At 40.4% G+C, this 22380-nt stretch carries 25 protein-coding genes and 1 other annotated feature; of the genes, 23 read left to right on the top strand and 2 right to left on the bottom strand.

Features of this window, described 5'->3' with window-relative positions; all coding sequences use genetic code 11:
* The first annotated feature begins 28 nt into the window (after positions 1 to 28).
* The 3 genes from ACHUFA_RS05220 to ACHUFA_RS05210 all read left to right on the top strand — a co-directional run bounded on the left by ACHUFA_RS05220 (position 29) and on the right by ACHUFA_RS05210 (position 1988).
* Positions 29 to 817 carry a hypothetical protein gene (locus tag ACHUFA_RS05220; protein ID WP_394405098.1) on the top strand — a complete coding sequence of 263 codons (789 nt, stop codon included), beginning with the start codon at positions 29 to 31 and terminating at the stop codon, positions 815 to 817.
* A gap of 24 nt (positions 818 to 841) precedes the next feature.
* Positions 842 to 1090, top strand: coding sequence for a hypothetical protein (locus tag ACHUFA_RS05215; RefSeq protein WP_394405097.1), 249 nt, complete (start codon positions 842 to 844; stop codon positions 1088 to 1090).
* Positions 1091 to 1511: 421 nt separating this feature from the next.
* Positions 1512 to 1988 (top strand): EbsA family protein, encoded by a 477-nt coding sequence (locus tag ACHUFA_RS05210; protein WP_222347880.1) that lies wholly within the window; start codon positions 1512 to 1514, stop codon positions 1986 to 1988.
* Here the strand turns inward: ACHUFA_RS05210 and ACHUFA_RS05205 are convergent.
* A complete protein-coding gene (locus tag ACHUFA_RS05205) occupies positions 1985 to 2182 on the bottom strand; it encodes a ferredoxin (protein WP_222347878.1) in 198 nt (65 codons plus the stop codon). The genes ACHUFA_RS05210 and ACHUFA_RS05205 overlap by 4 nt on opposite strands.
* 49 nt (positions 2183 to 2231) lie before the next feature.
* Here ACHUFA_RS05205 and ACHUFA_RS05200 point away from each other — a divergent pair, with 49 nt between their 5' ends.
* The 5 genes from ACHUFA_RS05200 (at position 2232) to rplT (ending at position 4734) form a co-directional block, all read left to right on the top strand.
* Positions 2232 to 2723 (top strand): SAG1386/EF1546 family surface-associated protein, encoded by a 492-nt coding sequence (locus tag ACHUFA_RS05200; protein ID WP_222347876.1) that lies wholly within the window; start codon positions 2232 to 2234, stop codon positions 2721 to 2723.
* A gap of 8 nt (positions 2724 to 2731) precedes the next feature.
* A complete protein-coding gene (gene cmk / locus ACHUFA_RS05195) occupies positions 2732 to 3409 on the top strand; it encodes a (d)CMP kinase (protein WP_222347874.1) in 678 nt (225 codons plus the stop codon).
* Between the two features lie 26 nt (positions 3410 to 3435).
* Positions 3436 to 3560: a sequence feature (ribosomal protein L20 leader region), on the top strand.
* A 15-nt stretch (positions 3561 to 3575) separates the two neighbouring features.
* Positions 3576 to 4106 (top strand): translation initiation factor IF-3, encoded by a 531-nt coding sequence (gene infC / locus ACHUFA_RS05190; RefSeq protein ID WP_222347872.1) that lies wholly within the window; start codon positions 3576 to 3578, stop codon positions 4104 to 4106.
* A gap of 26 nt (positions 4107 to 4132) precedes the next feature.
* Positions 4133 to 4333: a 50S ribosomal protein L35 gene (gene rpmI, locus ACHUFA_RS05185; protein WP_222347870.1), complete on the top strand. Its 201-nt coding sequence runs from the start codon at positions 4133 to 4135 to the stop codon at positions 4331 to 4333.
* A 41-nt stretch (positions 4334 to 4374) separates the two neighbouring features.
* Positions 4375 to 4734 carry a 50S ribosomal protein L20 gene (gene rplT, locus ACHUFA_RS05180; protein ID WP_222347868.1) on the top strand — a complete coding sequence of 120 codons (360 nt, stop codon included), beginning with the start codon at positions 4375 to 4377 and terminating at the stop codon, positions 4732 to 4734.
* Between the two features lie 202 nt (positions 4735 to 4936).
* Here rplT and ACHUFA_RS05175 read toward each other — a convergent pair whose 3' ends face one another.
* Positions 4937 to 7087, bottom strand: coding sequence for an LTA synthase family protein (locus tag ACHUFA_RS05175; protein ID WP_394405096.1), 2151 nt, complete (start codon positions 7085 to 7087; stop codon positions 4937 to 4939).
* 118 nt (positions 7088 to 7205) lie between these two features.
* Here ACHUFA_RS05175 and ACHUFA_RS05170 point away from each other — a divergent pair, with 118 nt between their 5' ends.
* The 15 genes from ACHUFA_RS05170 to ACHUFA_RS05100 all read left to right on the top strand — a co-directional run bounded on the left by ACHUFA_RS05170 (position 7206) and on the right by ACHUFA_RS05100 (position 22378).
* A complete protein-coding gene (locus tag ACHUFA_RS05170) occupies positions 7206 to 8369 on the top strand; it encodes a class I SAM-dependent rRNA methyltransferase (protein WP_394405095.1) in 1164 nt (387 codons plus the stop codon).
* Positions 8366 to 9040, top strand: coding sequence for a type I 3-dehydroquinate dehydratase (gene aroD, locus ACHUFA_RS05165; RefSeq protein ID WP_222347862.1), 675 nt, complete (start codon positions 8366 to 8368; stop codon positions 9038 to 9040). Before ACHUFA_RS05170 ends, aroD begins: the two co-directional genes overlap by 4 nt.
* Positions 9041 to 10207, top strand: coding sequence for a chorismate synthase (gene aroC / locus ACHUFA_RS05160; RefSeq protein ID WP_222347860.1), 1167 nt, complete (start codon positions 9041 to 9043; stop codon positions 10205 to 10207).
* A 69-nt stretch (positions 10208 to 10276) separates the two neighbouring features.
* A complete protein-coding gene (locus ACHUFA_RS05155; RefSeq protein ID WP_394405094.1) occupies positions 10277 to 11377 on the top strand; it encodes a prephenate dehydrogenase in 1101 nt (366 codons plus the stop codon).
* Between the two features lie 11 nt (positions 11378 to 11388).
* The gene (locus tag ACHUFA_RS05150; protein ID WP_222347856.1) at positions 11389 to 11727 is read left to right on the top strand and encodes a YlbF/YmcA family competence regulator; all 339 of its coding nucleotides are present in this window, start codon (positions 11389 to 11391) and stop codon (positions 11725 to 11727) included.
* Positions 11728 to 12069: 342 nt separating this feature from the next.
* Positions 12070 to 13056, top strand: a complete 987-nt coding sequence (locus ACHUFA_RS05145) for a LacI family DNA-binding transcriptional regulator (protein ID WP_222347854.1) — start codon at positions 12070 to 12072, stop codon at positions 13054 to 13056.
* Complete coding sequence (gene rbsK / locus ACHUFA_RS05140) at positions 13049 to 13960, top strand: ribokinase (RefSeq protein WP_394405093.1); 912 nt, start codon at positions 13049 to 13051, stop codon at positions 13958 to 13960. Before ACHUFA_RS05145 ends, rbsK begins: the two co-directional genes overlap by 8 nt.
* Entirely contained in the window at positions 13935 to 14333 is a 399-nt protein-coding gene (rbsD, locus tag ACHUFA_RS05135; protein WP_222347850.1) for a D-ribose pyranase, read from the top strand. Before rbsK ends, rbsD begins: the two co-directional genes overlap by 26 nt.
* A gap of 15 nt (positions 14334 to 14348) precedes the next feature.
* The gene (locus ACHUFA_RS05130) at positions 14349 to 15827 is read left to right on the top strand and encodes a sugar ABC transporter ATP-binding protein (RefSeq protein WP_222347848.1); all 1479 of its coding nucleotides are present in this window, start codon (positions 14349 to 14351) and stop codon (positions 15825 to 15827) included.
* Between the two features lie 22 nt (positions 15828 to 15849).
* Positions 15850 to 16770, top strand: coding sequence for an ABC transporter permease subunit (locus ACHUFA_RS05125; protein WP_394405139.1), 921 nt, complete (start codon positions 15850 to 15852; stop codon positions 16768 to 16770).
* A gap of 68 nt (positions 16771 to 16838) precedes the next feature.
* Positions 16839 to 17807, top strand: coding sequence for a substrate-binding domain-containing protein (locus ACHUFA_RS05120; protein ID WP_222347845.1), 969 nt, complete (start codon positions 16839 to 16841; stop codon positions 17805 to 17807).
* A 474-nt stretch (positions 17808 to 18281) separates the two neighbouring features.
* Positions 18282 to 19241: an ABC transporter substrate-binding protein gene (locus tag ACHUFA_RS05115; RefSeq protein WP_222347844.1), complete on the top strand. Its 960-nt coding sequence runs from the start codon at positions 18282 to 18284 to the stop codon at positions 19239 to 19241.
* Between the two features lie 16 nt (positions 19242 to 19257).
* Positions 19258 to 20229, top strand: a complete 972-nt coding sequence (locus ACHUFA_RS05110; protein WP_222347843.1) for an ABC transporter substrate binding protein — start codon at positions 19258 to 19260, stop codon at positions 20227 to 20229.
* A gap of 452 nt (positions 20230 to 20681) precedes the next feature.
* Positions 20682 to 21566, top strand: coding sequence for an ABC transporter permease (locus tag ACHUFA_RS05105; RefSeq protein ID WP_222347842.1), 885 nt, complete (start codon positions 20682 to 20684; stop codon positions 21564 to 21566).
* A gap of 8 nt (positions 21567 to 21574) precedes the next feature.
* The gene (locus tag ACHUFA_RS05100; RefSeq protein ID WP_222347841.1) at positions 21575 to 22378 is read left to right on the top strand and encodes an ABC transporter ATP-binding protein; all 804 of its coding nucleotides are present in this window, start codon (positions 21575 to 21577) and stop codon (positions 22376 to 22378) included.
* The last annotated feature ends 2 nt before the right edge of the window (positions 22379 to 22380 follow it).

Genomic DNA, 22380 nt, shown 5'->3' with positions numbered 1-22380 from the left:
GTGTAAGCTTAAATAAAAAAGGGGTTTTATGAAAAATATAAAATTAATCAAACTATTGCTCTGCTTGTCAGTTGTATTTGCAATGTTTTTATCAATAGAAGTACAAGCTAATACGACCATTTATCGTCTATATAATAATCGTAATGGAGAGCATCTGTACACTGCAGATGCAAATGAAAAAGAGGTCCTATTTAGACAGCACGGATGGGGATATGAGGGAGAGTCATGGTATGCTCCTGATGCAGGTCAAGGTTCTCCTGTATATCACCTTTATAATCCTGGGTTGCAAAATCATTTGTATACAACTGATACCAATGAGGTGAATGTATTAACAAGCAAGCATGGTTGGAAAAAGGATAATGGGGGAAGACCTGTCTTTTATTCAGGCGGTGATGCTGCTATTTACCGTGTGTACAACAAAGGGCTACGTGGACTTCATCATTTGACAACAGATACAAATGAATATAATGTGTTGCCACAACATGGTTGGAAGCAAGAAGGTGTTAAACTAAACGCTATCCAAGTGGGAGTTCCTATTCGCACACAATATTATGAAGCACTTCCCTCAGGGAATAACACTATTGAAAATACAGGTTCACAATACACTATAGAAGCAGATGTCTCTTTAACGGGATCTGGAACAGGTTATCATGCAAAGATTTTAGCTGTTAGTCCAGTTTCTGCTATTAGCTTTGGCTTACAATATGATGTAGCTGCCTGTGCTCCACATACAGGAAAAACGTCCTTTATGGTTGAAAACATCGGTAATAATAATGCAGGTGGGCAAACTTATCAGTGGACTAATCTCTATGCCTAAAATAAAGGAGCAACCTATCATTTAATGTTAGCTGTCCAAAAAGATGGAAATTATACAGCCTACATAAATGGTGCAGCCGTTGCACAAGGACGCAATGCAGCAATGGCTAATCGGACAGATATTGCTCTACGAGTAGAGGGGTCAGGTCGTAAAAATGGAGATAGTCTAAAGGCAGTCTTCTCCAATATTAAGCTAAGCTCAAAGCAAATGGTGTGTACCAAGCTAATAAGACTTGGAGAACACATGAATTTCGAACGAATCCAGGTATTGTAGCAACAGGGAATATTAATCAAGTGGTAATCAGTGGTAGTGTTACTGGTTTAAACCCATCACAAGATTGGGATAACGCGTATGGAATTGTTTCCAGCATTATTCAATTTGTAGGCTAGTTAGGGTTGTCTGTCAACCTTAGTAGCTGTCTCATAATACCAATTAGGAGCTGGGCAAAAGTCCAACTCCTAAATTTATGTTGTTAAAAAGCTTTGCCAGTTTAATAGCACATCTTTCTCCATTTTCTCTCTTTTTTTGAGGTTGATAGAATTGACCGTATAAATTTGAAAAGTTTAGGTGTTCTGATGATGGTCTATCGTGATTATTAGTTGACACTTTTTTTGTTAGAAAAATCTCTTTCTCCAAAAGAATTGCATGGTAAAATTCCCCTCTTTATGCTAAAATAATAGGGAGGAGGGAGACCATGATAAAAATATTTGGTAAGATGCGCTATCATTGGCAACCCGAGTTGTCCTGGTCCATTATTTACTGGTCAGCAGTGCTGTCACTTTTTTTTATTGGACTTTCTATGCTCTTTGAAAAATTACAGGTATCGCGTTCTATTTTAGCCATGTTCGGGGTCTTTATCCTACTGGCTTTAGTTGGGCTACACAGATACTTTGTCATTGAAGATGAGAATTTGGAGATTGCGTCGGTTAATCCTTTGGCAATAAAAAAAATCCCTATTGCAGAGATTGAAAAAATTTCAGTGACTTATTTGTCTATTGAACTGTTTTGTCGCCAATACCCAAATGGTAAGATTTTTTATATGAGAAAATGGCCTAAAAAATACTTTGTCAATGCTTTGGCGTTGAATCCATATTTTGCTGGAGAAGTAGAATTATCAGACCATCTCATCAAACAAGATTATTTTGAAGAATATTATGCGCCTAAAAATTAGTCAATCTGAATAGCTTTTGTCGGGCAAGATTTGCTAGCTAAGAGCAGGTCAGAGTCATCCGACAATACTGCTTCACGTCTATCTGGATGATTAGAGAAAACAACAATTCCCTCATCATCGTAGTCAAAAGCCGGTGAATAAGTTTGGCAGAGCCCACAGGCAATACATTTTTCAGGAAATAATTTAATGTTCATACTGCTATTGTAATCAATATTTATAGAAAACACAAGGAGAAATCGTCAAATGTCACAAGAACCATGGAATGAAGAAATTTACGAAACAGTTGATAATGGAGAGGCTTCTCGTCGGAGCCGTAGCGGTCGTAAAAAAGCTAGTACAACCATTTTTACAATTTTGATGAGTATTTTTGTCGTGCTAGTGATTGCTATTATTGCTTTATCAATCTACCTTTCAAGCGGAGGTAGTAAAACCAATTCAAGTCAAGAGTTTTACAATGCGAGCAATGCAGCCAAATCAAGTTCGTCAACGACCACTGAGTCTTCTACAAGTACGGAAGAAAGTAGCACAGAAGCTTCAACAGAGGAGACAAGTTCTAGTTCAACAACTACGTCCGCAGCGGATGGTTCAACTTTAACAGTGAATGCTGGTGAGGGAGAAGCTTCTATTGCTGCACGTGCTGGTATTTCGATTGCAGAATTGGAAAGCCTCAATCCAGACAAAATGTCAACAGGTTCTTGGTTTGCCAACCCAGGTGACATTGTCCGTATTAAATAAGGAGTCACATGAAATCTATTCAAATCGCAATTGACGGACCTGCTTCAAGCGGTAAAAGTACAGTTGCAAAAATTATTGCTAAAAACTTAGGATATACCTATCTAGATACAGGGGCTATGTATCGTTGTGCCACTTATTTGGCTCTCAAAAATAACTTGAGCCGAGAACAAGTGCCTCAAATGTTAGAAGAGTTATCGACTCATCCTATTAGCTTCGGGAAAGCAGCAGACGGTACTGCACTAGTTTTTCTTGGAGATTGTGATGTCAGCTTGGCTATTCGTCAAAATGATGTGACTAATAATGTTTCTTGGGTTTCAGCCATTCCAGAAATTCGAGAGGAATTGGTTGCACAACAACGTCGGATTGCTGCTCAAGGTGGCATTGTCATGGATGGTCGTGATATCGGTACGGTTGTCCTGCCAGAAGCACAATTGAAGATTTTCTTGGTGGCTTCTGTGGAAGAACGGGCCCTACGTCGCTTTAAGGAAAATCAAGAAAAAGGGATTCCAACAGACTTAGAAACGCTTAAGGAAGAAATTGCAGCGCGTGATTATAAGGACAGTCACCGTGAAGTTTCTCCCTTGAAACCAGCTGATGACTCCATTACTTTTGATACGACAGGTGTGTCTATTGAAGGTGTGGTTCAATTTATTTCAGAAAAAGCAAAAGAAATTCTTGACAAGTAGAAAATCTACTGATATACTAGTAACAATGAGAAAAGCAGAAGTGAGAGCTTCTCGCCTTGCGACTAACGTTGTCTGGCTCTACGGTTACAATTTCTTTTGAAATGATAATGTAGGGACGGACTTGTGAGCAAGTCCGTTTCGTTTTTCTCTAAAAAATTATAAAGAGGTGAATACCATAGCAAAGCAAGATTTGTTCATCAATGATGAAATTCGTGTGCGTGAAGTTCGTCTTATCGGTATCGAGGGTGAACAGTTAGGTATCAAACCACTCAACGAAGCGCAAGCTTTGGCTGACGCGGCTAATGTTGACTTGGTTCTGATCCAACCGCAAGCTAAACCACCTGTTGCGAAGATTATGGACTATGGCAAGTTCAAATTTGAGTATCAGAAGAAACAGAAAGAACAACGTAAGAAACAAACCGTTGTTACTGTTAAAGAAGTTCGCTTGAGTCCAACGATTGATAAGGGTGACTTTGATACCAAACTTCGTAATGCCCGCAAATTCCTTGAAAAAGGAAACAAGGTCAAAGTATCTATTCGATTTAAGGGTCGGATGATTACGCACAAGGAAGTTGGAGCGAAAGTCTTGGCAGAGTTCGCTGAAGCTACTCAAGATGTAGCGATTATCGAACAACGTGCTAAGATGGATGGACGCCAAATGTTCATGCAACTTGCCCCAATTTCAGAAAAAAAATAAGCTCAGAAAGCTAAAGGAGAAAAATCATGCCAAAACAAAAAACTCACCGCGCATCAGCTAAACGTTTCAAACGTACAGGTTCTGGTGGCTTGAAACGCTTCCGCGCCTTCACATCACACCGTTTCCACGGTAAAACTAAAAAACAACGTCGTCACCTTCGTAAAGCAGGTATGGTACATGCTGGTGACTTCAAACGTATCAAAGCTATGCTTACTCGTCTTAAATAAGACAAGACTTGAAATTAGAGAATTATTCGGAGGAAAAATAAATGGCACGTGTTAAAGGTGGCGTTGTTTCACGCAAACGTCGTAAACGTATTTTAAAATTAGCTAAAGGTTACTACGGTTCAAAACATCTCTTGTTCCGCACTGCGAAAGAACAAGTAATGAACTCTTACTACTATGCATACCGTGACCGTCGTCAGAAAAAACGTGATTTCCGTAAATTGTGGATCACTCGTATCAACGCGGCTGCTCGTATGAATGGTTTGTCATACTCTAAATTAATGAACGGTTTGAAAAAAGCTGAAATCGATGTTAACCGTAAAATGCTTGCTGACTTGGCAGTAAACGATGCTGCAGCATTCTCAGCACTTGCAGAAGCTGCTAAATCAGCTTTGGCAAAATAAGCTTATAATCAAAAAAACTAGCCTAGGCTAGTTTTTTTGTGTTTTTGAGTAAAGTTTAGAAGTGTTCTAAGTTTTTAGTTGTCATCATGTAGATGCTAACCGTGAACTAGTATGGGTCACAATACATGTAACATGCTTAGTCAAGAGTGATAATGGAAAAGTAAAGGAGATAAAAAAACTGAGAACGAGTCTCAGTTTCTGTTTACTTACTTGGAGAAGAACTGCTGCTTGAGGTGGTTGTAAGCTCCTCATGCAATTCTTTATAACTTGGTGATTGATAGAGATCAACAGTTGATTTATCTCCATTTTTATTATAAATGCTAGTAGATTTGTCAGCTAGTTTGTCTTCAATAGCTTTTAAAACGTCCATTGAATCTTTGTAGCTGAATTGACTGGTATCTACTCTAGGCAGGCCGTTGTCAAGGAAGCGGAGGAGATCTCCTGTTTGAACAGCATCGCTAGCTGCTAATTGAGAGTCCGCAGCTGCTTTGGCAACATCAATTTCTTTTTGTGTAGATTCGTCAGGATTCGTGATTTCTTGTCCTGTTTCCGTATAGTAGACCTTGCCACCATAACTTGTAAATTTTGGTGTTACAAATGCGCCAGAAGTACGTGTTGCTACTACTTGGTTATGTCCAGATGATAACAGGTCCTGTCCAACTTGGATATATTTGCTAGTGTCAATACCAAGCAAATGCTCAAGAGTTGGTAAGTTGTCTACATCGCCTCCATAGGTATGAACGATTTTTCCTTGTTTCATACCGGGGATGACAATCATATATGGGACACGTTGGAGCATCATATTGTCATAATCAGTCCAAGTCTCAGCATCTTTGCCAAGAAGAGGAGCCAAATCCGTATTTCGTGAATTAGAAATACCGTAGTGATCTCCGTAGAGAACAATGATCGAATTGTCATAAATACCAACTGCTTTTAGATAGTCAAAGAATGACTTAACAGAGGTATCTAGGTAGTTAGCGGTAGCAAAATATCCATTGATGGTTTCGTCTTTGGTTTCTGCGAATGGGAAACCAAGTTCATCCCCTTTAAGGTTAGACATATATGGATAGTGGTTAGATACAGTGATAAATTTAGCATAGAATGGTTGCTGCATTTGTTCTAAATATTGAATGGAGTCAGCAAACATATTTTTATCGTTGAGACCGTATTGGAAGGAGTTGTCTTCGGTTTGTTTACGGAAGTAAGATGAATCAAAGAAGTAATTATAACCCCATTGTTTATAGGTGTTATTTCGATTCCAGAAGGTCGCTGAATTTCCGTGGAAAACAGCTGAAGTATAGCCACCTTCAACATTCAAGATGTGTGGGGCTGCTTGGGCAGTATTGCTGCCACCGTATTGTACCATGAAGGAACCTTGCGCAAGTCCAAACAATGAGTTTTCCATGGTTGTTTCAGCATCAGAAGTTTTACCTGCCTTGACTTGGTGGAAAAAGTTTGAGAAAGCAAAGGTTTCAGGTGAATGGTAGAGAGAATTGAGGAATGGTGTAACCTCGTATTCAGAATTATTGACCTTTAATTTGTAGTCAATCAGAAATTGTTGGAAACTTTCCAAGTGAAGATAGATGACATTACGTCCTTTGGCAATTCCAAAGAGACTTGGATTCGGTGCTGCGTAGTGAGCCTTGACATAATCTTGTACTGCAACCAGGTCTTGGGCTGTCGCTTCTGAACGGTCCTTGTGGGCATTGTATGTCTGGTTGGCATTATAGGCTAGAAAGGCTGGAAGTCCCAGCCCACGAACGATATAAGTGTTTGAAAAACCACGGGTCAAGAGTTCAGGTCGATCAATTTCAGCTAGGAAAAGATTGGCTGAAAAGAGCATGGTCGAAAGAGCAGTGACTGCAAAACTCGCTCGTTTATTGAAGGGACGTTGATCCATGATAAATTTTTTCTTGAAACGTAAATAAAAGAAGTAAAAGAAGTCTACAAAGTAGAGAATATCCCACGGAGTAAAGAGTTTGAAGGCTGATTCTCCTAAGCCACCTGCCACACTTTTACTAGCCATGATGGTTGAGATGGAAATATAATCTGAAAATTCACGGTAGTAAATAGCATTTGAAAATAGCCAAGCAAATAATAAAAAATAAATTGTGCAGGCTACGGTGTAGAAAGCTTTCGTACCTTTAACGTAGAGTGCTACCCCAATTAGCAGAAGAGCTAAGGGGAGAGGATTGATAAAGGCAATCAGGTTCTGGTAGAAACCTTCCGTATCCAAGTTAAAATTTGTTGCATAGGCAACTAGGGTTTTTATCCAATAGAGAAGAACCAGACTGAACACAAAGCCTAGTCGGGTTCTCAGTACTTCATTGATTTGGTTTTGTATTTTTTTCACAGAAATTTCCTCATACAATATCTATAAAATCACTGACTATTATACCACACTTTTGATTGGACCATGGACTACAAAAGTTTTTTTGAGATATGAAGGTGAATTTGTTATAATACTGTTTATGGAAACAGTAAAACTCAATCGAACTGGTCAAAGAAAAGTTAGGCAGGGAATCTGTCTTTTAGAAGAGACTGATGTACAGTCTTTTTCGGGTAATAATCGCTATGTTTTATTGGCTGATGAAGCTGGAAAAGTGCTGGGACAAGGCTACCTTTCACAGCAAAATAAAGGAATCGGATGGTTGGTTTCTCAGGAACCTTTTAAAGCAGATAGTGCATTTTTTAAGAGCCTGTTTACGAAAGCGAAAAACAAGCGTTCTTCCTATGCTCAATCAGATGTAACGACAGCCTACCGTCTCTTTAATCAAGATGGAGATGGATTTGGTGGTTTGACAATTGACTTTTATGAGGACTATGCACTCTTTACATGGTATAATGAATTTATATACTCCCAAAAAGAGATCATCGTAGAAGCTTTTATTTCTATTTTTCCTGATATCAAAGGAGCTTACGAGAAAATTCGCTTTAAGGGCTTGGACCTTGAATCTGCACATTTATACAAGCAAGAAGCCCCAGCTACCTTTATTGTGAAGGAAAATGGAGTCAATTACCAAGTCTTCCTCAATGATGGTCTCATGACAGGAATTTTTCTAGACCAACATGAAGTTCGTGGTAGCTTAGTAGATGGCTTAGCAATGGGGAAATCCTTGCTCAATATGTTCTCCTACACAGCCGCATTCTCAGTGGCCGCTGCTATGGGAGGCGCCCTTGAGACGACTTCTGTTGACCTAGCCAAACGGTCTCGAGAATTGTCGGAGGCGCATTTTATTGCCAACGGACTTCCTTTAGAAAACCATCGTTTTGTGGTCATGGATGTGTTTGAATACTTCCGTTATGCTAAGCGAAAAGGTCTTTCTTATGATGTTATCGTGATTGACCCGCCGAGTTTTGCACGAAATAAAAAACAAACTTTTTCAGTTGCCAAAGATTATCATCGATTGATTGCGGAGGCTTTGGAAATCTTGAATCCTCATGGAATCATCATTGCTTCAACCAATGCTTCTAATCTGACGGCTGAAAAATTTAAAAAAGAATTGAAAAAAGGATTTGGGCAGACCAAGTTCCGTTATCTAGCAACCAATCGCTTACCAGCTGATTTTGCTTATAATAAAAATGATGAAAGTAGTAATTACCTCAAGGTATTTACGATACAGGTAGAGAAATGAAAATAGTCGTACCGATTATGCCACGAAGTATGGAAGATGTTGAGTTGCTAGACATAGAGCGCTTGGCAGCAGCAGACTTGATTGAATGGCGTGCTGACTATCTTCCAAAAGATGAGATTTTACGAGTTGCGCCAGCTGTCTTTGAAAAGTTGGTGGGGCGTGAAGTTATTTTTACACTTCGAACTAGTTGTGAAGGTGGCTTATTGGAAGTGACAGATGCGGAATATGTGGCTTTGATTAAAGAAGTTGCTAGTCTCTATCAGCCTGAATTTATTGATTTTGAATATTATTCTCATAAGGAAATTTTTGAAGAAATGATGGAGTTTCCTAATTTGGTCTTGAGTTATCATAATTTCCAAGAAACACCAGAAAACTACATGGAAATCATGTCAGAATTGACCAGTTTATCCCCAGCAGTTGTTAAGATGGCTGTTATGCCAAAGACAGAGCAGGATGTATTGGATGTCATGAACTATACGCGCGGTTTCAAGACACTCAATATGGAGCAAGCTTATGCCACTATGTCTATGGGAGATTTAGGGAAATTATCTCGCTTATCTGGTGTGTTGACAGGTTCTTGCTGGACCTTTGCTAGTCTGGACGAAGCTAGTGCGCCAGGGCAAATTTCTCTTGCCAACATGAAAAAATTCTTAGAAGAATTGGAGAAGTAGATGAGGTATTTGACAGCGGGTGAATCCCATGGACCACGTTTAACGGCTATTATTGAAGGAGTTCCAGCAGGGCTTTCTCTGACTGCTCAAGATATCAATGAAGATTTGAAACGACGCCAAGGCGGCTATGGTCGTGGTGGACGTATGAAGATTGAAACAGACCAGGTTGAGATTACAGCAGGTGTGCGCCATGGAAAAACGACTGGCGCGCCAATTACACTCAATGTCACCAATAAAGATCACCAAAAATGGCTTGAAATCATGTCTGTTGAAGACATTGAAGAAAAGCTCAAAAGTAAGCGTCGCATCACTCATCCGCGTCCAGGACATGCCGATTTGGTAGGGGGCATGAAATACCGCTTTGATGATTTGCGGAATTCTTTGGAACGATCATCTGCTCGTGAGACAACCATGCGTGTTGCAATCGGTGCTGTTGCCAAACGGATTTTAGCAGAGTTGGACATTGACATTGCCAACCATGTAGTTGTCTTTGGAGGCAAGGAAATTGATGTTCCAGACAAGTTGACCGTTGCACAAATCAAAGAATTGGCTAAAAAGTCTGAGATTTCGGTGGTTAATCAAGAACGCGAGCAGGAAATCAAGGATTACATTGACCAAATCAAGCGCGAAGGAGATACTATCGGCGGTATCGTTGAGACGATTATCGGTGGAGTTCCAGCAGGTTTGGGTTCATTTGTCCAATGGGATAAAAAGTTAGATAGTAAACTGGCTCAAGCTGTTGTGTCTATCAATGCCTTCAAGGGTGTAGAATTTGGTGTTGGCTTCCAAGCGGGTTACCGTAAAGGCTCAGAAGTCATGGATGAAATTCTTTGGAATGAGGCAGATGGCTATACTCGTCGTACCAATCATTTGGGTGGTTTTGAAGGCGGTATGTCTAACGGTCAACCGCTGGTTATTCGTGGAGTTATGAAGCCTATTCCAACTCTTTACAAACCACTTATGTCTGTTGATATTGAGACACATGAGCCATACAAGGCAACGGTGGAACGCTCAGACCCAACAGCTTTACCAGCTGCTGGTGTGGTCATGGAGTCAGTAGTGGCAACGGTTATTGCGACGGAAATCTTAGAAAAATTCTCTTCAGACAATATGGAAGAGTTAAAAGAAGCAGTCGCGCGTTACCGTGACTATGTCAAGAATTTCTAAACACACTCTGGGTAGAACCTACTCGGAGTGTTCTACTATCAGACGAACATGAAAATAAAAGGAGGTAGGATGACAAAGACTATTTTTATTGCAGGTTTAGGGCTGATTGGTTCATCTATGGCTCTTGGAATTCGTCGTGATCATCCAGATTATCGGTTGCTAGGCTATAATCTTGGAGAAAATTCACGGAATATCGCTCTGGAACGAGGTATTGTAGATGAGGTGACAGATGATTTTGCAAGATTTGTACCTGAAGCAGATGTTATCATTTTAGCGGTACCGATCAAGCAGACCATTGCCTTTTTGAAAGAATTGGGACAGATGGAGCTCAAGGAAAAGGCTCTGATTACAGATGCTGGTTCGACCAAGGCAGAGATTGTGGCAGCGGCAGAGCGGTACTTACCCGATACAGCTAACTTCATTGGCAGTCATCCAATGGCAGGTAGCCATAAGACAGGAGCGAGTGCTGCGGACGTTTTACTCTTTGAAAATGCCTACTTTATTTTCACACCGAGTCGGTTGACCAAGAAAGATGCGATTCCTCGGTTGACGGATCTTTTATCAGGACTCAAGGCGCGGTTTATTGAGATTGATGCGGCAGAGCATGACCGTGTGACCAGTCAGATTTCACATTTTCCTCATGTTTTAGCGTCAAGCCTCATGAATCAAGCTGGGGACTATGCGGATGAGCACCCATTTACCAATAATTTTGCGGCAGGTGGTTTTCGGGATATGACACGAATTGCCGAGAGTGAGCCAGGTATGTGGACCAGTATCCTCATGACCAATCAGGTAGCGATTTTGGAGCGGATTTCGGAATTTCAGTCGCGTTTGTCAGAAGTTGCTGAAAAGATTGCTAATGGTGATGAAACTGCTATTTGGGAATTTTTTGATCAAGGAAGTCGTACTCGCAAGGAAATGGAAATTCATAAGCGAGCGGGTGTGGACTCATTCTACGATATTTTCATCAATGTTCCCGATGAAGAAGACGTTATTCTCATGATTTTGGAATTGCTACGTGGAACTTCAGTGGTTAATCTTCGGATTAATGAGGAAAATCGTGAGGATATTCACGGTATTTTACAAATTACATTTAAAAATAAAGAGGACTTGGAACGGGCGGCGCGTGTCATCCGTGAAAATACAGACTACCAAGTTTTCATTAGTTAGGAGGAACCAATATGTCAATAAATATTTACGATATTGCCAACGAATTAGAGCGTGCAATCCGCCATTTGCCAGAGTACAAGGCAGCAGAAGTTGCCAAAGTGGCAGTGGAGAGCAATCCAGAAGCCAAGAAAATTTTTGATGCCTACATGGACTATCAAAAGGATATTCAGGCTAAATTACAATCTGGTCAAATGCTAGAAGATGATGTACAGGCTAAAATGCAAGATTTTAGTCGGCAAGTTCAGGGCAATCCAATCTTGACAGACTACTTTACGAAGCAACAGCAATTATCTCTTTATATCTCAGATTTGGAGAAATTAATTTTCAAACCGTTGCAGGATTTGTTATAAAAATGAATTGAACTTGGGACGAAAGTCTCAAGTTTTTTGATATTTATAGAGATGCTAGTTTGGTGTAACAGTTGGTTGCACAGTCTCATTCTCTTGCACATAAGCGATCTCGAATAATTGAGAGTAATCATAAAAATTCTTCCATACCGAACTGTATCAGGTGTGAGTGAAATATAGTAGTGAAGGAAAATTGATTTGGTCAAATCTCGATTTTTTATACTTTCTTTTATATTTCTCGCAAAAGTTAGTAAAAAAATTTTAAAAAAATACTTGACAAAAATCTAGAAAACGATTACAATTCAAACTGTGAGAACGGTTTCACATTTTTAGAAAAGAGCAGATATGACTACGATACGACAAGTTGCAGAAAAAGCGGGGGTTTCAACCTCAACAGTTTCCAGATATATTTCTCAAAAAGGCTACGTTAGTCAGAAGGCAGCTCAAGACATCGAACGAGCCATCCGAGAATTAAATTACGTTCCAAATTTTATGGCCCAGTCATTGAAGACCAAAAAAAATCAGTTAGTGGGACTACTCTTGCCAGATATTTCCAATCCTTTCTTTCCTAGATTGGCGCGTGGTGTAGAAGAATTCCTTAAGGAAAAAGGCTATCGAGTCATGCTGGGGAATACTAATAATAAGGGGCACTTAGAAGAAGAATATCTGAATGTTTTGATGCAGTGTAATGCTGCTGGTATTATCACAACCCATGATTTTACCAAGGACCATCCTGAAATTTCGATTCCAGTAGTGGTAGTGGATCGGGTCACACAGGATACACAGTATGGAGTATTTTCGGACAATGAGGAAGGTGGTCGTTTGGCAGCCCAGTTAGTTTGGAAAGCTGGAGCAAAAAATATTCTTCTAGTACGAGGTCCTTTGGACAAAGCGGAAAATTTGAACCAACGTTTTCAAGGGAGTTATGATTTTCTGGAGATGAAGCAAGCTCAATTCTCGATTGGGGATAGCCGTAGTTTTGACTTTGATCAAATTCAGTTGGAAGCTAGGCAACAATTAGCTAGTTATCCAGAAATTGATAGTATTATTGCACCTTCAGATATTCACGCGATTGCATACATTCACGAAGTGTTGAATTGTGGCAAACGAATTCCAGAAGATATTCAAATTGTTGGTTACGATGATATTTTGATGAGCCGCTTTATTTATCCTGCCCTATCAACGATTCATCAGTCGTCTTATCTCATGGGGCAAAAGGCAGCCGAGTTGATTTACAAGATTACCAATCAGCTGCCAGTTCAGGAAAATCGCATTAAATTACCTGTTCACTATGTTGAACGAGAAACACTTAGGAGGAAAAAGGATGAGTAAGATTATTGTGATTGGAAGCGTTTCTATGGATCTAGTCATGGAAACAGATCGCATTGCACTGGAGGGAGAGACGGTATTTGGTAACCGTTTCTCCATGTTTCCAGGTGGCAAGGGGGCCAATCAGGCAGTTGCTATTGGTCGTTTGAGTCAGCCAGAGGATGAGATTATCATGTTAGGAGCGGTTGGCCAAGATTCCTTTGGTTCGATTTTATTAGAGAATCTAAGAGAAAATCATATTTTTGTGGACAATGTGGGAACGGTACCACAATTTTCAGGTATTGCTCAAATTACACTGTATCAAGATGATAATCGCATTATTTATTGTCCTGGTGCAAATGGGGAAGTCAATCCAGATAGCTGGACGGATGAGTGGAAAGCCTTTGAAAATGCAGATCTAGTTGTTCTGCAAAATGAGATTCCCCATCAAGCTAATGTAGCCATTGCAAAATTCTGCAAAGAGCAGGGAATCAAGATTCTCTATAACCCAGCTCCAGCCCGTTCAACCGATATGGAAATGCTAGACTGGGTGGATTACTTTACACCGAATGAACATGAGTGCCAGGAGCTGTTCCCGGAGAGGGAACTGGAGGACTTACTGAATGATTATCCAGAGAAGTTAATTGTGACGCTGGGAACAAGAGGTTCCATTTATTCAGATGGACATCAAGTGCATCACATTCCTGCCTTGAAGACCCAACCTGTTGATACAACTGGTGCAGGTGATACCTTTAATGGAGCATTTGGGTATGCCTTGTCACATGGGATTTCAGTGTTTGAAGCCTTACGGTTTGCAACGCTGGCTGCTCACTTGTCAGTACAAAAATTTGGTGCCCAAGGCGGCATGCCAACAATGAAGGAAATGAAAGAGAGTTCGTATTATGAAAAAACATGGGATTTTGAATAGTAATTTAGCTAAATTGGCGGATGATTTAGGACATACAGATCAGGTTTGCATTGGTGATTTGGGCTTACCTGTACCAACAGAAACTCCAAAAATTGACTTGGCTTTGAAAGCAGGTCATCCGAATTTCCAAGAAGTTTTGGATGTTTACTTAGAACATATTCTAGTGGAAAAAGTCGTCTTGGCGGAAGAAATTAAAACAGCCAATCCAGAACAATTAGCAGCAATTCTTGAGAAATTAGACGATACAGTAGATATTGAATTTGTTAGTCACGAAACCTTGAAAGCCATGAATCACGGAGTAAAAGCAGTCATTCGAACTGGTGAAAATACACCGTATTCAAATATTATTCTACAATCAGGAGTCATCCTCTAGAAAGGACACGTATTCATGAAAATTGATATGAAGGATATTTCCAAATCCTTTGGTTCTAACCATGTGCTGGAAAAGATTGATTTGACCTTAGAATCTGGTCAAGTCCACGCGCTAATGGGGGAGAATGGTGCTGGTAAGTCAACTCTGATGAATATTTTGACGGGGCTATTTCCAGCTAGTTCAGGTATTATTTTGATTGATGGAGTTGAGCGAACCTTTTCAAATCCTCAAGAGGCTGAAGAATTTGGGATTAGTTTTATCCACCAAGAGATGAATACTTGGTCAGATATGACAGTCTTGGAAAATCTTTTCTTGGGACGTGAAATGAAGAATAAGTTTGGCTTATTGCAAGAGAAAAAAATGCGAGCAAAGGCAGAAGAAGTTTTCCGCCGCTTGGGAGTAACTATTCCGCTTGATGTCGCTATTGGAACACTTTCGGTTGGTCAGCAGCAAATGATTGAAATTGCCAAAAGCTTGCTTAATCAACTGTCTATTCTTATCATGGATGAGCCAACGGCTGCCTTGACAGATAGAGAAACAGAGCACCTTTTCCAAGTTGTTGATAGTTTGAAAAAAGAAGGTGTGGGAATTGTGTATATTTCTCACCGTATGGAAGAAATTTTTAAGATTACAGACTTAATCACCGTTATGCGAGACGGTATTGTAGTGGACACCAAGGTGACAGCCTTGACGGACACAGATGAACTAGTCAGAAAAATGGTTGGTCGGGAATTAGAAGATTACTATCCTGAAAAAACATCTGAAATTGGAGAAGTGGCTTTTGAAGTGGAGGGACTCAGTGGACAGGGCTTTACAGATGTTTCCTTCCAGGTAAGAAAAGGAGAAATTCTTGGTTTTTCTGGTCTAATGGGAGCTGGAAGAACTGAAGTCATGCGAACTATTTTTGGCATTGACAAGAAGGCGGCTGGCACGATTAAGATTGACGGAAAGGAAGTCAATATTGCAAGTCCCTATCAGGCTATTCAGCAGGGAATTGGGTTTTTGACAGAAGATAGAAAAGATGAGGGCTTGGTACTAGATTTTAGTATTAAGGATAATATGACCTTGCCATCTACCAAAGACTTTAGCAAGAATGGGATTTTTGATGAAAAGACAAGTCGCGTTTTTGTACAAAAATTGATTGATCGCCTAGCTATCAAATCTGGGACACCTGATTTGGAAGTGGGGAATTTATCGGGAGGCAACCAACAAAAAGTAGTGCTAGCTAAATGGATTGGCATCGCACCAAGAGTATTGATTTTAGATGAACCTACTCGGGGTGTGGATGTCGGAGCCAAACGTGAAATTTATCAATTAATGAATGAGTTGACTGACAGAGGTGTACCGATTATCATGGTATCATCTGATTTGCCAGAAGTGCTGGGAGTCAGCGACCGTATCATGGTCATGCATGAAGGGAAAATCAATGGTGAATTGAGTCGCGCAGAAGCTAGTCAAGAAAAAGTCATGCAGCTAGCAACAGGAGGAAAATAAGTTGAAAAATATCGTAAAAAATATGCCAGAGTTGACCACTCTGATTGCCTTGATTGGCTTGATGATGGTGATTACCTTTATCAATCCAAATTTCTTAACGACCAATAATCTGCTCAACTTGCTCTTGCAGGTAACTGCAAATGGCTTCATTGCCTTTGGAATGACCTTTGTTATCTTGACGGGAGGAATTGACTTGTCAGTTGGTTCAATCTTGGCTCTGTCTAGTGCTCTTAGTGCAGGTTTGATTGGCCAAGGGATGCCAGTAGGCATTGCTATTGTCCTTGCCGTCTGCATGGGTGGTATCTTTGGAATGCTGAATGGACTCTTTATTTCTTTTGGGAAATTGGCTCCCTTCATTGTAACCTTGGCTACCATGACTATTTTCCGAGGAGCGACCCTGGTTTATTCTAACGGAAATCCAATCACAGCAGGTTTGTCAGATAGCTTCCTCTTCCAATTTTTGGGACAGGGCTATGTTGTGGGGATTCCATTTCCCGTCATTCTCATGTTCCTTACTTTTGTTATTTTGTATATTTTGTTACACAAAACAGCCTTTGGGAAATCTATTTACGCTTTAGGAGGTAATGAAAAAGCGGCGTATATCTCAGGTGTTAAGTTAAACAAGGTTAAAATTATTATCTATACTATTTCTGGTATGATGGCTTCTATTTCAGGTTTGATTATCACGTCACGTTTGAATTCAGCGCAGCCAACAGCAGGTGCTAGTTATGAAATGGATGCCATTGCAGCAGTTGTACTTGGTGGAACATCCCTTTCAGGAGGGAAGGGGCGCATTCTCGGTACCTTGATTGGTGCCCTGATTATTGGTGTGTTGAATAATGGTTTGAACATCATAGGAGTTTCAGCTTTCTGGCAACAGGTTGTCAAAGGGATTGTGATTTTAATAGCCGTCTTACTTGACCGTTTGAAGGTAGCAAAATAAACTAGGCAGCAATATGAGAAATCACTCATATTCAGTATCTAATAGAATTTATCATAAAGGAGTTCCCAATGAAATTTGGAAAAAAATTAGGCGTTTTAGCCCTCGGTATGTCACTTGTTCTTACTCTCGGTGCCTGTGGTAAAACAGGACTTGGCAATTCATCCAATCAATCAAACAAGGAAGTTCCTCAAAAAGAAGCTAAGGATTTGAAGTTAGGTGTATCCCTATCAACGACAAATAACCCTTATTTTGTAGCCATGAAAGATGGGATTGATACATTTGCTAGTCAAGAATCCGTTACTGTCAAAGTAACAGATGCCCAAGATGATGCTGCTCGTCAAGCAGATGATGTTCAAAACTTTATCAGTCAAAATGTGGATGCCATCTTGATCAACCCAGTTGACTCTAAAGCTATTGTTACAGCTATCAAATCAGCCAACAGTGCCAATATTCCAGTTATTCTGATTGACCGTGGTAGTGAAGGTGGGGAAGTCTTGACAACAGTTGCTTCAGATAACGTAGAAGCAGGAAAAATGGCGGCAGAATACGTTGTCAAAGAACTTGGTGAAAAGGCCAAAGCCTTTGAATTGTCAGGTGTACCAGGAGCATCTGCAACAGTTGACCGTGGTAAAGGTTTCAACGAAATTGCTAAAGCAAAATTAGACGTCCTTTCAAGTCAATCTGCCAACTTTGACCGTGCAAAAGCCTTGAATACTGCTCAAAACATGATTCAAGGAAATAAAGATGTTCAAGTTATCTTTGCTCAAAATGATGAAATGGCGTTGGGTGCTGCTCAAGCTGTTAAATCTGCAGGTTTACAAAATGTCTTGATTGTAGGAATTGATGGACAACCAGATGCCCATGAAGCCATTAAAAAAGGCGACATTTCTGCAACAATTGCCCAACAACCAGCAAAAATGGGTGAAATTGCTATCCAGGCAGCCATTGATCACTATCAAGGTAAAAAAGTAGAAAAAGTAACAGTGTCTCCGATTTATCTTGTTACTAAAGACAATGTTGACCAATACAACTGGTAAGCTTTCCCAGAAACAAAGTCCTCATGCCGAATAGCATGGGGATTTTATGCACTATCTAGCACCTCTATTCAAAAAAAAGTAAATTTATTCATAAAATTCCTTGACAAAGCTATTGAAAAGTTTTATTATTTTACTAACCTAATAAAAATGAGAAAGAGAGAAACTCAGATGAGTCAGAATTGTCAGCTTAAAATAGCCAAGCATTCTTATTACTACAGCTACTTTAGATAGTGTTTGTAGACATGTTTACATGGATGCAAACACAGAAACGAAAGTTTGTATCTATGTGGCTGTGGTTATTTAAGCTGTGCCCACTAGATGAAATCTAAATGGGCACTGAGATTATTTTTCTGTTTTTCGTTTACAGTGAAATCATAGGACCGTTTAGATTTTATCTAACGGTCCTTATTTTTATACAATTCTTCTTCTGAAATGGATTTTTCACATTTTGAAAATAGAAATGGAGATTTTACTATGAAATTTAAAAAGTTTACTCTTGCTACTTTTGCACTTTTGTCAGCATTTTCTTTAGCTGCCTGTTCTTCTTCCAAGGAGAAGTCTGATAAAGTTAGCGTTGGAATTATCCAGTACGCAGAACACGGTGCTCTGACAGCAGCGCGTGAGGGATTTTTAGAAGCTTTGGAAGATGCAGGTTACAAGGAAGGTAAAAATTTAACAGTTGACTATCAAAATTCTCAAGGCGACCAAGCCAATCTCCAAACTATGGTAGAGCAATTGGCAGGTGAACATGATGTTAACTTTGCGATTGCGACACCAGCAGCGCAGGCCCTTCTCAATGTAGATGCGGATACGCCAACAGTTTTTACAGCCGTGACAGATCCTATATCGGCGGGCTTAGTAGATTCTATGGAAAAACCTGGTGGCAATATGACAGGTTCCATTGATGCGACAAATGTGACTGGACAGATTGATATGCTCTTAAAAGTGGTGCCAAATGCCAAGACGGTAGGAATCTTCTACAATTCAAGCGAAGTGAACTCACAAGTACAGGCAGAAGCAGCACAAAAAGCCTTGGAAAAAGCTGGTATCAAAGTAGTCGTCAAGACCGTTACCACTACCAATGATGTACAGCAGGTTATGACATCTCTAGCAGGTCAAGTAGATGCCCTTTACTTACCAACAGATAATACGGTTGCCTCAACGGCTTCCACCATTGGAGAAATCTTGAAGGCTAAAAAGATTCCAGCTATCGGAAGTGATGAAGCCTACCTTGAAGGTGTCCTCTTCACTTACGGTGTTGACTTTCACGGTATTGGTGTCCAAGCAGGAGAAATGGCTGTCAAAATGCTCAAGGGTTATAAGGCAGCGGACTTGCCAGTCCAAGAACCCAAAGTAGCAGCAATTGCTGTCAATGAAGATATGGCGAAAGCACTTGGTTACGATGTAGAAACAATCAAGGCTTTGAATCAGTAAATGTAGGAGAAAATAGATGAATAAATGGGTAAAAAAATTAGCAGTAACGAGTCTTGTAGCGATCAGCGGTCTGGCATTGGTTGCTTGTTCTTCAGGTGAGAAAAAGGCAGATTCAAACTCTGTTAAAGTTGGGATTTTGCAATATATGGAGCATGATTCTCTCTCAGCTGCACGCAAAGGCTTTGTAGCAGAATTAGAAAAAGCAGGCTACAAAGAAGGGGATAACTTAATTTTAGATTATCAAAATGCGCAAGGTGACCAAGCTAACTTGCAAACCATTTCGGAGCAATTGGTAGGAGATAATGACATGGTCTTGGCGATTGCGACACCGTCTGCTCAGAGTTTAGCAACGGCTTCAACGGAAGTTCCAATTCTCTTCACAGCTGTGACAGATCCTGTTTCAGCAGACTTAGTTAATTCCATTAAAAAACCAGGTGGTCTTTTGACAGGTACGAGTGACCAGGCACCAATTGATAAGCAAGTAGAGCTACTAGGACAAGCTCTTCCAAATGCTAAAAAAGTTGGCATTTTGTATACAACCAGTGAACGCAATTCAGAAGTGCAGGTAGCAGAGGCTGAAAAACTCTTGAAAAAAGCTGGTTACACTGTTGAGAGGAAGGGGATTAACTCAACCAATGATGTACAGGATGCGGCTAGTAGTTTGATGAAGGACGTAGACGCAGTCTTTGTTCCGACAGACAATACAGTGGCTTCAACTATGACCATGATTGGCGAATTGTCCATTGCCAGCAAGGTACCTGTTATTGGCGGTTCGACAGATATGGTAGATGCAGGAGGTCTCTTGACTTACGGCACTAACTATGAGGCACTTGGTCGCCAAACAGCTAAAATGGCTGTTAAAGTTTTGAAAGGGCAAGACCCAGCTACATTAGCTGTTGAATATCCTGAAATGGTAGAGTTACATGTCAACAAAGACATGGCAGAAAAACTGGGCGTTGATGTATCCAGCATCTCTGTAGACAAATAAATAGAAATAAGGGAGTGGGAAAGAACTCATAGCAATTAGCAAAGAGTTCGTTTTCCCACCCCCGCACAGTTGATTAGGCTATCTTTGAAGCTTGAAAAGCGAACAAAGATACCAATCAACCACTGCGTCTTGCAATTCTAGCTTAAATAAATTTAGGAGTTGGACTTGAGCCCAGCTCCAGGTGAATTGTAATCGGGTTATATGCCCTTGTATCTTATGTAACTGAACTCGGGCTAGAATCCTAGTGAAAAAGATAAAACTTCCTAGAAACCTTGTTTCTTCGTCAGTTTTCCTATTTTCATACGGATTTCTATACGCCCTCGTATCTTAGAATTGAACTCGTCTGAAACTTTTTGCAAAAAAGAAGAGCCTTCCTAGTGTCTATTGGCACTTCGTCAGTTTCCCTATTTTTGCTTTGAGTTTTTACAGACTTGTATCTTAAGGAGTATATTGTGGATCTTATTTTATCAAGCTTATCACAAGGTTTGTTATGGTCAATTATGGCTATCGGTGTGTATTTAACGTTTCGTATTTTAGACATTGCAGATATGACAGCAGAAGGAGCTTATCCTTTGGGGGCTGCTATTTGCGCAATAGGAATTGTCAATGGACTCAATCCTCTTCTATCAACAGGACTTGCCTTTCTAGGCGGTATGGGAGCAGGCTTGATCTCAGGTTGCTTACACACTAAATTAAAAATTCCAGCCTTGCTGACAGGGATTGTCACTTTGACTGGACTCTATTCTATCAACTTGAAAGTCATGGGTAAGGCCAATGTTGCCTTGCTACGTCAAACGACATTAGTGACGCAATTACGTGATTTGGGATTGGACAAAACGGGAGCGGTTCTAGTCATTGGAGCGATCTTTGTTACTGCTGTTATCTGTCTTTTGACTCTCTTGATGAAGACTCAAGTTGGTTTGGCTTTGCGTTCAACGGGGGATAATATTCCCATGAGTGAGGCCAATGGTATCAATGTAGATCGCATGAAAATTTACGGCTATATGCTATCAAATGGCTTGATTTCTCTCTGTGGTGCCCTATTAACGCAAAATAATGGCTATGCGGATTTGAACTCAGGAACAGGAACGATTGTTATCGGACTAGCTTCTGTTATCATTGCGGAAGTCATCATCCGTAATCTCAGTATCGGTTGGCGTTTGGCTTCCGTTGTACTAGGCTCTATCTTGTACCGCTTGATTATTTTAGCGATTTTGGAAATTCCAGGTATGGATGCTGACTTGGTGAAACTCTTCTCAGCGATCCTCTTGGCGACAGTTCTCTTTGTGCCAGAATTGCAAAAGAAATTGAAAATTCGTAAATTGAATCTAGGATAGGAGAAATCATGTCAACAATATTATCAATTCAAGAAATTCATAAAACCTTTGAAGCAGGAACCATCAATGAAAACCATGTACTGAAAGGCTTGACTTTAGATGTAGAAGAAGGGGATTTCATTTCCATCATCGGAGGAAATGGGGCTGGTAAATCAACACTCATGAACTCTTTAGCAGGTGCCTTGAAGGTGGACAAGGGGGATATTCTTTTGGATGGGAAGTCCATCAAGCATGTCCCAGCTGCCAAACGTGCCAAAGATATTAGTCGTGTTTTTCAAGATCCTAAAATGGGAACAGCCTCTCGCTTGACCATTGAGGAAAATATGGCTATTGCCTACCGTCGTGGTCTTAAGCGTGGCTTGGGCTGGGGTGTCAAGGACAGTGAACGTAAGATTTTTGCTGAAGCGCTTAAGGAATTGGGGCTCAACTTGGAAAATCGGATGAAGGTGGATACCCAGTTCTTATCAGGTGGACAACGTCAAGCTTTGACCCTCCTCATGGCTTCTCTCGTCAAACCCAAAGTTTTGCTTTTAGACGAACATACAGCGGCACTTGATCCAAAAACCAGTGATATGGTTATGGAATTAACCAAGAAAATCGTTGAAAATCACGGATTGACCACGCTGATGATTACCCACAATATGGAGAATGCCATTGAGTATGGGAATCGTTTGGTCATGCTTCACCAAGGCAAGATTGTTGTTGATGTCCGTGGCGAGGAAAAGAAAAATCTGACGGTTCAAGATTTGATGAATCTCTTCCACAAAAATAGCGGTCAAGTTTTAACCAGCGATGAACTGATTCTGAGTTAGTA

The organism is Streptococcus hepaticus, from assembly GCF_043656315.1.
GTDB classification, from domain to species: domain Bacteria; phylum Bacillota; class Bacilli; order Lactobacillales; family Streptococcaceae; genus Streptococcus; species Streptococcus hepaticus.
The sequence above is the reverse complement of the archived record's forward strand: the minus strand, read 5'-3'. Positions and strand labels throughout refer to the sequence as shown.

Bases quoted from the DNA above. Each gene is read 5' to 3' on its own strand.
- ACHUFA_RS05220 (WP_394405098.1), top strand. From the start codon at position 29: ATGAAAAATATAAAATTAATCAAACTATTGCTCTGCTTGTCAGTTGTA.
- ACHUFA_RS05215 (WP_394405097.1), top strand. From the start codon at position 842: ATGTTAGCTGTCCAAAAAGATGGAAATTATACAGCCTACATAAATGGT.
- ACHUFA_RS05210 (WP_222347880.1), top strand. From the start codon at position 1,512: ATGATAAAAATATTTGGTAAGATGCGCTATCATTGGCAACCCGAGTTG.
- ACHUFA_RS05205 (WP_222347878.1), bottom strand. From the start codon at position 2,182: ATGAACATTAAATTATTTCCTGAAAAATGTATTGCCTGTGGGCTCTGC.
- ACHUFA_RS05200 (WP_222347876.1), top strand. From the start codon at position 2,232: ATGTCACAAGAACCATGGAATGAAGAAATTTACGAAACAGTTGATAAT.
- cmk (WP_222347874.1), top strand. From the start codon at position 2,732: ATGAAATCTATTCAAATCGCAATTGACGGACCTGCTTCAAGCGGTAAA.
- rpmI (WP_222347870.1), top strand. From the start codon at position 4,133: ATGCCAAAACAAAAAACTCACCGCGCATCAGCTAAACGTTTCAAACGT.
- rplT (WP_222347868.1), top strand. From the start codon at position 4,375: ATGGCACGTGTTAAAGGTGGCGTTGTTTCACGCAAACGTCGTAAACGT.
- ACHUFA_RS05170 (WP_394405095.1), top strand. From the start codon at position 7,206: ATGGAAACAGTAAAACTCAATCGAACTGGTCAAAGAAAAGTTAGGCAG.
- aroD (WP_222347862.1), top strand. From the start codon at position 8,366: ATGAAAATAGTCGTACCGATTATGCCACGAAGTATGGAAGATGTTGAG.
- aroC (WP_222347860.1), top strand. From the start codon at position 9,041: ATGAGGTATTTGACAGCGGGTGAATCCCATGGACCACGTTTAACGGCT.
- ACHUFA_RS05155 (WP_394405094.1), top strand. From the start codon at position 10,277: ATGACAAAGACTATTTTTATTGCAGGTTTAGGGCTGATTGGTTCATCT.
- ACHUFA_RS05150 (WP_222347856.1), top strand. From the start codon at position 11,389: ATGTCAATAAATATTTACGATATTGCCAACGAATTAGAGCGTGCAATC.
- ACHUFA_RS05145 (WP_222347854.1), top strand. From the start codon at position 12,070: ATGACTACGATACGACAAGTTGCAGAAAAAGCGGGGGTTTCAACCTCA.
- rbsK (WP_394405093.1), top strand. From the start codon at position 13,049: ATGAGTAAGATTATTGTGATTGGAAGCGTTTCTATGGATCTAGTCATG.
- rbsD (WP_222347850.1), top strand. From the start codon at position 13,935: ATGAAAAAACATGGGATTTTGAATAGTAATTTAGCTAAATTGGCGGAT.
- ACHUFA_RS05130 (WP_222347848.1), top strand. From the start codon at position 14,349: ATGAAAATTGATATGAAGGATATTTCCAAATCCTTTGGTTCTAACCAT.
- ACHUFA_RS05125 (WP_394405139.1), top strand. From the start codon at position 15,850: ATGCCAGAGTTGACCACTCTGATTGCCTTGATTGGCTTGATGATGGTG.
- ACHUFA_RS05120 (WP_222347845.1), top strand. From the start codon at position 16,839: ATGAAATTTGGAAAAAAATTAGGCGTTTTAGCCCTCGGTATGTCACTT.
- ACHUFA_RS05115 (WP_222347844.1), top strand. From the start codon at position 18,282: ATGAAATTTAAAAAGTTTACTCTTGCTACTTTTGCACTTTTGTCAGCA.
- ACHUFA_RS05110 (WP_222347843.1), top strand. From the start codon at position 19,258: ATGAATAAATGGGTAAAAAAATTAGCAGTAACGAGTCTTGTAGCGATC.
- ACHUFA_RS05100 (WP_222347841.1), top strand. From the start codon at position 21,575: ATGTCAACAATATTATCAATTCAAGAAATTCATAAAACCTTTGAAGCA.